This window comes from Paenibacillus sp. FSL P4-0081, assembly GCF_000758565.1.
Classification (GTDB): domain Bacteria; phylum Bacillota; class Bacilli; order Paenibacillales; family Paenibacillaceae; genus Paenibacillus_AQ; species Paenibacillus_AQ phytohabitans.
Genome location: NZ_CP009280.1, coordinates 787,475 through 800,651, shown reverse-complemented (window position 1 = coordinate 800,651; position 13,177 = coordinate 787,475). Strand labels below are relative to the sequence as shown.

Annotated in this window: 8 protein-coding genes and 3 riboswitches; all 8 genes read right to left on the bottom strand. The window is 49.5% G+C overall.

From position 1 onward, the window contains the following. Nucleotides 1–127: 127 nt before the first annotated feature. Nucleotides 128–919, bottom strand: a complete 792-nt coding sequence (locus P40081_RS03560; protein ID WP_231575274.1) for a transglutaminase-like domain-containing protein — start codon at nt 917–919, stop codon at nt 128–130. A gap of 32 nt (nt 920–951) precedes the next feature. Then, nucleotides 952–1,032: riboswitch (cyclic di-GMP riboswitch) on the bottom strand. Between the two features lie 72 nt (nt 1,033–1,104). After that, nucleotides 1,105–1,185, bottom strand: a riboswitch (cyclic di-GMP riboswitch). 127 nt (nt 1,186–1,312) lie between these two features. Beyond that, the gene (locus P40081_RS03555; protein ID WP_042133377.1) at nt 1,313–1,966 is read right to left on the bottom strand and encodes a class D sortase; all 654 of its coding nucleotides are present in this window, start codon (nt 1,964–1,966) and stop codon (nt 1,313–1,315) included. 71 nt (nt 1,967–2,037) lie between these two features. After that, the gene (locus tag P40081_RS03550) at nt 2,038–2,442 is read right to left on the bottom strand and encodes a GtrA family protein (protein ID WP_042133375.1); all 405 of its coding nucleotides are present in this window, start codon (nt 2,440–2,442) and stop codon (nt 2,038–2,040) included. After that, a complete protein-coding gene (locus tag P40081_RS03545; RefSeq protein ID WP_076246315.1) occupies nt 2,432–3,409 on the bottom strand; it encodes a glycosyltransferase family 2 protein in 978 nt (325 codons plus the stop codon). The genes P40081_RS03550 and P40081_RS03545 overlap by 11 nt, the downstream gene beginning before the upstream one ends. 82 nt (nt 3,410–3,491) lie before the next feature. Beyond that, the gene (locus tag P40081_RS03540; protein WP_052421653.1) at nt 3,492–7,331 is read right to left on the bottom strand and encodes a phospholipid carrier-dependent glycosyltransferase; all 3,840 of its coding nucleotides are present in this window, start codon (nt 7,329–7,331) and stop codon (nt 3,492–3,494) included. Then, a complete protein-coding gene (locus tag P40081_RS03535; RefSeq protein WP_042133373.1) occupies nt 7,328–9,322 on the bottom strand; it encodes a glycosyltransferase family 39 protein in 1,995 nt (664 codons plus the stop codon). The genes P40081_RS03540 and P40081_RS03535 overlap by 4 nt, the downstream gene beginning before the upstream one ends. Before the next feature lie 290 nt (nt 9,323–9,612). Then, complete coding sequence (locus P40081_RS03530; RefSeq protein ID WP_042133371.1) at nt 9,613–11,013, bottom strand: NCS2 family permease; 1,401 nt, start codon at nt 11,011–11,013, stop codon at nt 9,613–9,615. A 124-nt stretch (nt 11,014–11,137) separates the two neighbouring features. Next, a riboswitch (purine riboswitch) is annotated at nt 11,138–11,237 on the bottom strand. 381 nt (nt 11,238–11,618) lie between these two features. Next, nucleotides 11,619–13,157: a glutamine-hydrolyzing GMP synthase gene (gene guaA / locus P40081_RS03525; protein ID WP_039309743.1), complete on the bottom strand. Its 1,539-nt coding sequence runs from the start codon at nt 13,155–13,157 to the stop codon at nt 11,619–11,621. Between the last annotated feature and the right edge of the window lie 20 nt (nt 13,158–13,177).

The window sequence follows — 13,177 nt, the reverse complement described above, 5'->3', positions numbered from 1 at the left end:
CGCTCCAACAACGCTTATTTATAATACCCTATCTCTCTACCAAAAAGCAACCTTTTCCAAAATAAAAATAACCCGCTTAATTACTAAGCGGGTTATCCTCAATGAAACTATGAATGCATCTGTGCTCTTAGTAGAACTTAGCTGCAGTATATTTACTTGCTACTTTAACCAGATCTGCTGTTTTGCTGTTCTTGGCAAGTCCAGCATCAACTGTAGTATCAATAGTTACCCATTTGCCATTAAGGAACACTTCATTCCAAGCGTGGTAAGAAGTCACATAACTTGTGTTACCCATAACCAGTTTGGTAGGAATGCCTTCACTGCGAAGCATAGTAGCGAACAAGGAAGCGTAATCGTAGCAGATCCCCTTCTTGGTAGCCAAGGTGCTGTCGTTGTTAGGGATGTAATCTGTAGTAACACTGGAAGCCAGGGAATAATCATATTTCACATTGGCTACGATATAATTATAGATAGCCTTCACTTTGTCTTCATCTGATGTCAAACCTTGTGTAAGCTGTGTTGCTTTCAGAACTGCTTTATCGGAAGAACTCCATTTAACATTCTGTACGGAGCTCAGATATACGGCGTTGGCGTTGCTCAGGCTAAGATCTACCGTCTCGGAAGAGATTACTTTGTATTTGTTGCCGTTAGTGTTCTCAAGTACGGAAACCTTGTATGAACCGTTACCTTGTTGAAGCGGGAATGTTTCAGTTGGTTTGGAAGTGTATAAGTTGTAGGTGTAGCTGTTATTATCTTTGGTGATCATCAGCTTAATCTTCTTATCCTTAGGAACATTATAAGAAACTCCGATAACACCCTGATCAAGTTGACCTATGTTCAACCAGCTTGCATCTGCATTAGCAGCTTGAGCTGTACCTGTCTGCACCGACGTAACCACTACGAATAGTGTAACCAACATTAAATAGAACTTCTTCATTGGATAAAACCCCTTTCGGTAGCTGGCTGCCATCCTTACGGGAAGGCCCTTTAGCTTTGCGTCCCTACCTTTCGATAGGTTTGCCGTTATCGTATAAGCTTTATCTGTCCTTGCTTCTACCATAAAATGCTAGATTCACAATAAGAACAAACAAAAAAGCCTCTTCATTCGGTAGCTGGCTGCCATCCTTACGGGAAGGCCCTCTAGCTTTGCGTCCCTACCTTTCGATAGGTTTGCCGTTTATCGTGTATTAGCTTTGTATAGTTATATCTTACCATATCTATTTCTATTATCAAGACCTAAATCACTAGATTTCCGCGAAAACAAATAAAAATTTTAAGTATTTTAAGTTTTTCCGTCATTATTCTACAAACATCACGATAACTTTGCGTGAATGATAAGTCTATGCGTTGGATTCACCAGCGGATCACAAGTAATGAGTGTTAGAATCTTGTCATCCTTATTCCCTTTCAATACGGATACATCGGTTGGTTCCACAATAGTCACATCATAAACTACATAATTGTATGCCTGCTTGCCGGTTGTAACGGAAATAGTGTCCCCGACTCCAACTTCATTCAATCTGTTGAATAGCCTTCCCGTAGTTCTTGATCTATGCGCTGCAATTGCAGCATTCCCAGCAGAGCCAAGCGGAGCCGTCTCCTTCATATGCGCAGCAGCATGCTTCATATTCGCCTTGGTGGCGCCTTCCAGGACAGGCAGCTTCAGATCTATTTTGTCGATTTCGATGATTGCCATCACCTTGCCTCCGACTTCAATCTCAGGCGCAGCAGAGGGTTCTGGCTCTTCCGCAGCCGACTCATCCGCCAGCAGCTGGGTTACTTCCGCGTAAGGCTTACTTAGATCAGCACTGGCCGGAGCTGACGCAGACGGAACGATTTCACTGTAGGCCTGTTCAGCCTCTTCCAGCAGCTTTTGCTGCTGACGGTCATTGTACCATTCGCTTCCTTTGGGATAGAGCATAATAAGCACCCCGGCAAGTATAATCAAATAGGATAATTTCCGCATGACAATCGCCTCCGTAATATAGAATAGATGTTACCCTTCCGGAATAATTAAGAAGCAATGCTTCTTAATTATCAGAATACCCATTTCCGGCTTCCGAAGAAATTAATGATCACCGTAACAAATGTGACCAGCACTTTGGCGACCAGCACTTGAATACCGAGAGAATCGGTCAATATATGAATCAGCAGCACCGATATACCCAGCACCAACAGATTCAGCACGATAAACCTGATCAGCTGCATCCGGTCGAAGCCCTCTTTATTGCCTCTGTCCCGATCACGGAAGGTTACCTTTTTGTTCCAGAAGAAGCTGTTGGCCGTACCGGCGCTGTAGGAAATAATCTGCGCAGGGGTGTTGATCATCCCAAGGGAATGCAGCAGTGTGAATACAGCAAAATCAATCAGTGTATTCAGCAGGCCTACCGCATTGAATTTCAGGAACTGGATGAACCCCGCACTCCATTTCTTATCTGGCATAATCGCTTTCCTTCCGCGTGTCTTCTATTTCCGCATCCGGATAGCCTTTGGTCTCACGTACAATATAGAGCGGTCTGTCCTTCGACTCATCATAGATCCGTCCGATATACTCACCAATTACCCCCAGCAGCATCAGCACAATCCCGTTGAAGAGCAGGTTCACGCCGACTATAGATGCCCATCCGGGTACGGTCCAGGAGGTAAAGATTTTTTGGAACAATACCAGGAACAGATAGATGAAGCTGGAAAAGGACAGAAAGAATCCGATATAGGATGCGATTTTGAGCGGTTTGTGGGAAAAGGAGGTGATGCCGTCGAGCGCAAACCGGATCATTTTCTTGAGCGGATATTTCGTTTCCCCGGCAAAGCGCTCCTCCCGCACATATTCTACCATGGTCTGCCGGAAGCCTACCCAGCTTACCAGACCCCGGACATACCGGTTCTTCTCCTTCAGACCGCGCAGCACATCACAGACTTTACGGTCGATCAGCCGGAAGTCCCCGGTATCGGTAGGGATTTCAACACTGGTCATACTGCTGAGCAGGCGGTAAAAGATCTTAGCGGTGACTTTCTTGAAGAAAGTCTCCCCGTGACGCTTCAACCGCTTGGCATACACGACTTCGTAGCCCTCTTTCCACTTGGCAATCATCTGCAGAATAACCTCAGGAGGATCCTGGAGATCTGCGTCAATCACCACGACTGCCTGGCCTTCGGCATAATCCATACCAGCCGTAATCGCCACCTGGTGGCCGAAATTACGGGAGAAGTCGATCAGCTTGACATGCTCATCCCGGCTGCTGATCTCGCGCATGATCTCCGCCGTGCGGTCCCGGCTGCCGTCATTGACGAAAACCAGTTCATAGGAATCACCGCAACCATCCATTACTTTTTTGAGCCGCTCATAGGTTACCTGAATGACTTCCTCCTCATTGAACATGGGGACAATTACACTGTATCTGGCTTTCACCTTAGTTCCTCCTATAAGTTTCTACGAGATACCCCGCAATAAAACTGTCTTCTGAAACATATGCCTTCTTAAATAGTGCCCCCTAGAATACCCAGGAAGGGAACCAGCGCAGTACAGTATTTATATAACTGCTGTTAACCTGCATTCCGGACAACACCGGATAGAACATTACAAACAGGATGGCTGCAGCAGCCACGTAGGCATACCGCAGATATTTGGCGTCGCCGAATCTGCTGTCAAGCAGCTTCAGGATATAGACAACCGACAGAATCATAAATGGCACCATCGCAAAATAATGGTACAGGAACGTCTCACGCGGCACAAGCATCCACGGGACATACTGTGAGAAGAACCCGATCCAGATCATGTACAGATTCTTGTCCCTGCGTTTCACGGTAAGCCACACGGCTGCCAGCATAGCGAAGATTCCTGTCCACCAGATGAGGGGATTCCCCATGGTCACGATACTGCTGGCCTTACCTTCCGGCAAGCCTTCACCGCCGCTGAAGAACCAGACCGGACGTTTCATGAACGGCCACTCCCACCAGGAGGAGGCGAACGGATGCGTTGCTACAAGCTGGCTGTGATAGTTGTACATATTTTTCTGGGCATCAATCAGTCCCTTAATGGTGAAGCCTTCCGCCGAAGCAGAGAGCGCCGGGACAAAGGACAGGCTATAGATGATAACCGGGATAGCAATGAAAAATACGATGCAGCTGGCCAAAGTGATGATGGTGTTCTTCCAGAAGGATTGGTCCGCTGTCCGGCAGGCAGCTTTGAGCTCCTGACCGGTCAGCTTGCCCTCAGCCAGCAGACGGCCTGCAGCCTTATACTCCCTATACCGCTCAAACAGCGCCAGTGCCAGCATCACCGCAAGTCCTGCCCCTCCGTAGAGAACAATCCACTTGGAAGCAACTCCGATTCCGAAGAACAGTCCGGACCAGAACAGCGGAACCAGCGTTGTGCGCAGCGGCATACGGTAGAAGTTCATCGTATAATACCGCTGCATGAAATAGAACATCAGCATAATGAAGAATACGCCGTATACATCAATCGTTGAAATGCGTGTCTGGGTGAAATGCATGAAGTCCAGCGCGAACAGTCCGGCTGCTAATGCAGCATAGGTAGTCTTCCGGAACAGCCGCATCGCCATGATATAGATCAGCGGCAGCATTGCAATGCCGAACAGGGTGCCGATGATACGCCAGCCAAACGGATTGACGCCAAACAGCTCCATGCCTGCACCGATCAGCAGCTTGCCAAGCGGCGGGTGCGTATTCTCATAAGGGACAATATCATGATAATGTTCATAAGCTGTCCGCGCATGATAGATTTCATCAAAATACGTACTGTTCATGAAATTCGAGTTCTCCGGGATTATGGACTGCTCATCGAACAGATTGGCCGGCGTCCCTCTTTTGGGGGCCGCAGCGGCATCCGGTGTAACACCGGCAATTTGCAGAGGCGTCTTCGGTGCCTCCTGGCCATAGAAAGCCACTTCATTCAGGGTGAAGCCCGGAGAGGTGACTGTCAGCTTGACGTATCTTGCCGATACGTTCAGCGGCTGGCTTTTCCATATGAAGACATTGCCGACATCCTCGCTCACATCAAGCGGGCTGCTCCAATTATCCGGAGTCTGGCTGAACTCCAGCTGAAACTTGCCTGTGCCGACACCGCCGAAGATATTTACCCGCTCCAGCTGGTGGGCCTGCCCCAGATCCACATAGAAGCTCTCGCCGCTGGCGGCAGGCTCCCACAGGGTTTCAGGCGACTTGTTGTCCCCCAGATGATAAAGCGCAAGCGCTCCATAGAGTACCGTGATCGCGATCATCCAGATCCAATCTCTGCGCTGCAGCTTCAGCGGGGAACGCCGTTCTTGCTTGGCAAGGGGCTGAATCCCCTCTGCAAGCCGCACATCTGCTTCAAATGCAGCCTGCGTTGTAACAGGCTCTGGCAGGAGCTTTGTTGCTTTGCGGATATATACATCGTACCCAACATACAGCAGATATAATGCCAGAACTACGGTAGTAATCGCTGTAACCAGGACAATTCCGTCTGTCGGCGGATTGCTGCCGGTATTGAGATAGGCCAGCGTATAGCCTACATTAATATATTGAGTCAGCGAGAATCCGAGAAACAGTGTCAGGAAACGCCGGTCCTTGCTCTCAATGAAGGTGAATAGAGACAGGAGCAGAACAGGATACAGGTAGCGTTCATGCATTTTGGTGCCAAATACAAAGACAACCGTGATCAGCACCATGCCGAGGAAATACGATTTAGAAAGATCCTTGCGGTCCTTGGTATTGAAGGAATAATAAGCTGCAAGAGCTACCGCTACAAGTATGAAAATAAAGCCCCATATGCGGTAAGGTATGCCGAGCCAGGTGACATCAAGCGCTGACCACATCGGATCCGTCAAAGCATAAAGATTGAATGCATTAACTGTAGAATACGGATAAGAAGATAAAGTGCTCTTATATAAATCAATCACTCCGGCAAAACCGCCGTTATTCCAGAAGAACGGGGCTGCGAGCAGAGCAAATATTCCCAGTCCGTAGACAGCGCCCAGAGCAAGCTGCTTCCAGGCACGGTGATGATAGAAGGCAAAGATCAGGACCGGTGTGAAAATCAGCGCCTGCGGTTTGATCAGTGTGGCAATGGCGAAAAAGATCGCTGCGCGTACAAAGGTTCTATCCACTACTCCCATTATGCTGAGCAGCAGGAAGATGAGGAAGAAGGAGTCTGCTTGTCCCCACGCTGCAGAGTCCATCAGCACTGCCGGGTTAAACAGGAACAGCATCATCAGCCCGATCGCAAGTCCGGGTCCGATCTTGGCACGTGCGCCCTTGTAGATGATCCAGCCGAGCACGAGGTCGGAGATGATGGCCGGCAGCTTATATAGCACAGTCTCTGCGCCTGACCCGCCCGCAAAATTAAACAATCCGCGGAGCAGACTCAGCAGGTACAGCACATACAAGTAGCCTGGGGGGTAATCCGCGAAATAGCCTTCTTCATAGAACTTGCCCGGACCAAGGTCTGTCAGACGATGGCTCCAAGCCATGAATGTATTCATATCATTCTGATAGCCCTGCGCAGTCAGGCCAATCCAGATCCGCAGAATGAATGCTACACCAAACAGGACATACAGCCAGCGTGTATAGATCACATCCTGCTGGTTCAGCAGGCGTTTACTGCTGAAGGCTCTGTGATATAAAAGAGCAAAGAACACACTGAACACTGCCGATATCAGCAGCAGCTTGGCAGGTGACACCTTATGCGGTGTTTCTGCCGGCTGGCTCCCGCCGCCCGCATCCGCCCCGGCCGCCGGTGCCCCGCTGTCCAGCGATACAATGTTCGCGCCTTCCGGAGCAGCATCCAGCTGTTCTACGGACAGATCATCGAAATAGGCCTTGCCCTGAATCAGGTTGGCATATCCGCCCAGGGCAGCACCTATCCCGATCTCGGTCTGCTCTTTGCCGGTCTGGCCGATGAACTCGAGATGCTGCCATTCGCCAGCTGTATCCTGGGTGGCGGGATAACCGCCGCCAATTCCGACCGGGAATATATTAGCACCCATTCCCCCGCCTGCTGTACTGACTATTTTGACATAACCCGAGATCTTATAGTAGCTGTCCGGCGAGACGGCAACCGTCTGTACCCACTTCAGGTGATTGGGTTCAAGGTTCTCAATGACTGCCGCCTTGCTGCCGGAGTGAACATCCTCGGACTGAACGGACAGCAGACCGGAGGCATCGCCCGAGATCCACATATCTTTGCTCCAGCTGGCAGGCGCACCGTCCTCCCCATCCTCAAAACCCGGATTCTGCAGTAAATTCCCCTCAGCATAAACGTTTGTTACAGGAAGAATAAATAATAAGAGCATCAGTATAACGGTTGCCGCCGCACGTGTATTCTTGGTCATCGTTCCACCCTCACCTCGTCAATGTTAATCCAGCCGTTACCGCCGGTTATGTAAACTTCTGCCTGCATCCCCTGCTCCAGCGTGACCGCAGGAAGTGTAACCTGATGATAATCTTCCCCCGCCTGCAGTTCGGCTTCTGCCAGCACAGTGCCGGCTGCACGGATTCCGATCTTCCCGCCGCCGCTGCCGCCTGCACTAACCATTGCGGATAGCTTGTAGTCACCGGCTGCCGCGGCAAAAACCTGTGACACGCTTCTGTCAGCTCCCGCATCAAGATAAGCCAGCCTAGTTCCGGCGTAAGGCTTATTGTCAGCCACTCCCGCTCCCGCAGAGAATGTCCAGCCCGAAGTCCCTTCTTCAAACCCCCCGTTCCTAAATTCAGCAGCGGGAACCTCCGGAGCTGCCGGAAGCCCGTCCGCTTTGTCTTTAGTAAGCATTACGCTGTAGTTGGCGAAACGCTTAACTGTATATTCTGTACTTGCCGCAGGAAGCGGAGAGCTATTCCCAAAGATATATGCGGCATTTGCAGGCACCATGTTCAAATCGTCAAATCTGTATCTCCCAAAGGAGGATACACGCTGGAAAGCTTCTCCCGGATTGGCGTAAACGGCGGAATCCTGGAAGTCTTGCGGATTGATCCGCTCATAGAACAGCACATAAATGTAGGGCATATTCACATTATTGGTAATATAGATTTCTCCCGGGCTGTGTTCGGAGGCATACTGCACCGCCTCACCGAAAGAATCATAAAAAGCCGGTCCGATCCGGCCGGGGAACTCACGGAAATAATCACTTGAGAACAGGACAAAAAATATTGTAAACACTGCAGCGGCCAATACGGCAGCTCCCTTGACTCTCCCCGCAAGCCACACAAATCCGGCGCTTACCAGCATGATGAACGGATAAAAAATAATATTGATCCGGTTGATGTTTACACTTGTAATAAACGCCATCAGCACGGCAATCAGGAACCAGAGCAGCAACACTCCATACCCTGCGTTCTCCCGCCGCCTGGTCCACCACGAATGTATGAGGACAACCAGCCCCAGCAGCGCAAAGGGAAGCGCGATCGGGTACGCATAGCCATAAGGAGAAATTGAATTCCATGGCAAGCCGTCAGTCCCGCTAAGCATAAGCTTGCTGAATGCACTGAAGTTATCCGCAGCTGCCCTCCCAAGCTGTCCGCTGAACACGGATGAAATCTCCTCCACACGCGGCATCGTAAGCTTGGGAATAGTGAACAATGGAGTGGCTATGTCCTGCATGGAGTAACGGTTAATAACAATAAATAATAGTATAGGCAGGGCCATTGCTGCAAACAGCAGGCTGTTCCACACAAGAGTCCTGAGCTTAAGTATCTTGCTATACAATAGAAGAATTGCCGTACCAACCGCAAATAACGGGACAAAAAAGTAAGCTGTTCCATAGGCATACAGCGAGAGGGCCAGCATGCCGGTAAACGCATAAAACCATCGCGGATTGTCGAAGGATCTTAGCAGAAGGTACACAGCTATCAGAATCATCGTGGGAAACAGATTCGATTCCAGCGCCCACCTGGACATCATAATATGCCAGGGATTGATCGCAATAAAGAACATGGCAGCGATTCCTGCTCCGGATGAGGCGGACAGCCGTTTCATAATCAGGTAGAAGACAATCATGGCCAGTAAGCCCATGACCAGACTGAGTGCCCGCACAGACAGCGGCGTCAGGCCAAACAGCAGAATAAATGGCATGGACAAGTAGGCATACAGCGCATTCTGTCCGCTGCCCCAGGCGATAAGATGAACGGGCAGATGTACACCATTGCGGTCCATTCCGTAGTGAAGAATGGCGTAAGCATCATAGCCGATAGATGCTTCATCCTGGTTCAGTCCCGGAGGAATAGAATTTATGTATATGATACGAACGATTGCCCCCAGCAGAAACAATAAGTACGGCCAGGGATTGTTAATGCAGGACTTGTAAGCTCTCGTAAGTAAGCCGGACAACGTTTATCACCTCTTCAACAATATAATCTAAATACTGGATGAAGAAAAGGGTAAAGCAGAGGTTAACCCCAGCTGCAGCCTCCTTATGAGGGATTCTCCAGTGAAACCGAACATTTCTATAACAAGTAGAAACGGCTTTGCCGTCCTTCTATAAGGACGGTACCGTTTCAGCGAGAAATAGAAGGATAATTGATAGCGTGAAGCAAATAAATTCTTATATTTTTATAAAAAAAACGGCCCCTTCATATTAATGAAGGAACCGTGTACTTAAAGACGGATGTCGTTCTCTCTTAGCCTTGGCTGCCGATCAGAACATAACGCAGAATAATCAGAACAGCCAGTACCCACATCATCCAGTGGATATCATATTTCTTCTTGCCGGCCAGATTCGCTACGCAAGCCAGAATAACATAAGTGACAATCCCGAACGAAATACCGTTAGCGATGTTGTAAGTGAAAGGCATAATAACAAAGGTAAGGAAGGCCGGGATCGCCAGGACCATGTCCTGGAAATCAATGTCGCGGATGGATTGGGCCATCAGGACACCGACAATAATCAGTGCAGCGGCTGTTGCAGGGCCGGGAATAAGCGCTACAACCGGAGCCAGGAACAATGCGAGCAGGAAGCACACACCTGTAGTTACTGCAGTCAGACCCGTACGTCCGCCTTCAGCTACACCGGCAGCACTCTCAACATAAGCAGTGGTTGTGGAAGTACCCAGCATCGCACCACCGGCAACGGCTACTGCATCTACAAACATGGCGTTACCAACACGTCTTTTGCCTTCTTCAGCATCCTTCATGATTCCTGCACGTTCGGCAGTACCTACAAGTGTACCGAAGGTATCAAACAATTCTACAAAGGTAAAGGTAGCAATTGCGGAAACGATACCGGTGTGCATGATGCCTTCCCAGTCAAATTCCCAGAAGTTGAGTTGCGTGAAGTCCGGAATCCAATGGGCTTGTGAATCATTAATGGAACCAAAATCTACAGCGCCCATCAGGATCGCAGCCAGCGTAGTACCCAGAATACCGAACAGGATTGCGCCGCGTACGCGCAGCACCATCAGGATGGAAATCAGCAGCAGGCCGATAATTACGAGCTGAACATCGGTGTTCTCCAGGCTGCCCATATGAATTACAGTTTCGAAGGAAAGAACATCCGTGAATTTATTAGCGGCAATGTCATTACCGGCTTCAACGCCGATCGTCATCAATCCGCTATTCTTCAGGCCGATAATGGTGATGAACATCCCGATACCGACCGTGATGGCATGCTTCAGGCTGTCAGGAATTGCGGTAAGCAATATTTGCCGGACCCGGGTAACGGTCAGCAGGATGAAGATGATACCGGAGATAAATACCGCAGTAAGACCCATTTGCCAGGTAAACTCATGTTCGGTGGTTGCCGAAGACAACACTACGGAAGCAAAATATGCATTAAGGCCCATACCAGGTGCCAGAGCTACCGGGAAATTAATGAATAATCCCATGGCAATTGTGAAAATACCTGCTGCAAGTGCTGTAGCCAGGAATACGGAATACCAGCCCATATCAATGCGGCCAAAGGCAGTCAGGGTATTGGGATTAACCGATAGGATATAAGCCATTGCCATAAACGTGGTCAAACCGGCCATGATCTCTGTGCGTACTGTGGTGCCGTTCTCTTTCAACTTGAAAAAGCGATTCAAATTGTTCTCCCCCTAAGGTGTATGTTATGCCATCACAGCAACAGAAAAGCCGGCATCTGGGAAGACACCGGCCCGAAAAAAGAGATTCTTGCCCGGCATATCCGGTGTTAACCGGAATTCCAGGTAAGCTGCTCTTCTTAATCGTAGCCAGGTCATTACGGTGACCTCGTAGAGACTTCCAGGCCAATCCCCGGAATTATACGAATATGTATTTGCTGTAGCGCTTTATCATTTTAGGTGTATATGACATGAGTTGTCAATGGTAAATACGAACATTAAGCGTAAGGTTTATACAATTGTTCGTAAATCGAACATTTTCATGACAAATTTCGCTTGGTACAGGGATGATCCGCCAAACATCGCGGTATAAACGCGGACGGTACTGTACTTAAGTCAGTTTATACACGTATGATGGAGCGCTAAGCGGGATAGCCGGGTGGCATCATTTTCTGTGTATAGCATTTGACTGTCCTTCCGTTTGTATGCAGGACAGAAAAGAGAAGATTCTCAAATAGAAACGGCTTGCCCTTATATCAGCAAAAAAGCCGGAAACGCCAGTGAAGGCGTTCCGGCTCCGGAATTTGATAGTCAGCTGTTGATGAGGCCTATTCCCACTCAATCGTTGCAGGCGGCTTCGAAGTAATGTCGTACACGATACGGTTGACGTTATCCACTTCGTTGACGATGCGGACGGAGATTTTCTCCAGAATATCCCACGGAATACGCGCCCAGTCTGCGGTCATTCCATCTACGGAAGTTACAGCGCGGATACCTACGGTATAGGAATACGTACGCTCGTCGCCCATAACGCCAACACTCTTCATGTTAGGCAATGCAGTGAAATACTGCCAGATTTCACGGTCGAGACCGGCTTTGGCAATCTCTTCACGCAGGATAAAGTCCGAATCACGAACAATAGTCAGCTTCTCTTCGGTTACTTCACCCAGAACACGGATGGCCAGACCCGGACCCGGGAAAGGCTGACGCCAGACGATGGCATGCGGCATTCCGAGCTCCTCACCCAGCTTGCGGACCTCATCCTTGAACAGGGTGTTCAGCGGCTCGATCAGACTGAATTTCATATCTTCAGGCAGCCCGCCTACATTATGGTGGGACTTAATGGTCTGAGCCGTTGCTGTACCGCTCTCCACGATATCTGTATACAGTGTGCCTTGTGCCAGGAACGCGAAATCACCCAGCTTGGCCGATTCTTCGTCGAAGCAATAAATGAATTCATTGCCGATGATCTTACGTTTCTGTTCGGGATCGGAAACACCGGCCAGCTTGCCGAGGAAGCGGTCACGGGCGTCGATTTTGACCACATGGATATCGAATTTGCCGACAAAAGTCTCCATAACGCTCTCCGCTTCACCTTTGCGCAGAAGGCCGTGGTCAATGAACATACAAGTCAGCTGGTCGCCGATGGCACGGTGAATCAGCATAGCCACAACAGAGGAATCTACACCGCCGCTGAGTGCGCAGAGCACTTTTTTGTCGCCGACTTTGTCCCGGATATCCTTAATGGCATCGTCAATAAACGACTCCATCGTCCATTTGCCCTCGCAGCCGCAGACCTCATACAGGAAGTTCGAAATCATCTCATTCCCGTTCACAGAGTGGCGCACCTCAGGGTGGAACTGTACGGCGAAGAATTTGCGTGCATCATTGCTCATAGCTGCGATTGGAGCACTCTCTGTCCCGGCGTCCAGCTTAAAGCCTTCCGGAAGCTCCACAACATGGTCACCGTGGCTCATCCATACGGTCTGATTGCTCTCAAGACCTGCTGCAAGCACAGACCCTGGCGAGAATTCCACATCCGCTTTGCCGTATTCCCGCTTGGATGCGCGTTCTACCTTGCCGCCCTGCTGCTGGGCCATCAGTTGCATCCCGTAACAGATTCCGAAGATCGGAAGTCCGAGTTCATAAATCGCCGGATCTACATGTGGTGCATCCTCAGCGTACACACTGCTTGGCCCGCCTGAGAAAACAATCCCTTTTGGCGACAGTGCCTTTATCTTCTCCATTGGTGTATTGTACGGCAGAAGCTCGCTGTATACCCCCAGGTCCCGAATTCTGCGCGCGATAAGCTGGTTATACTGTCCCCCGAAATCCAGAACAACGATAATTTCATTTGGCTTGTTCATTACTTGCCTCCCTTGATTAT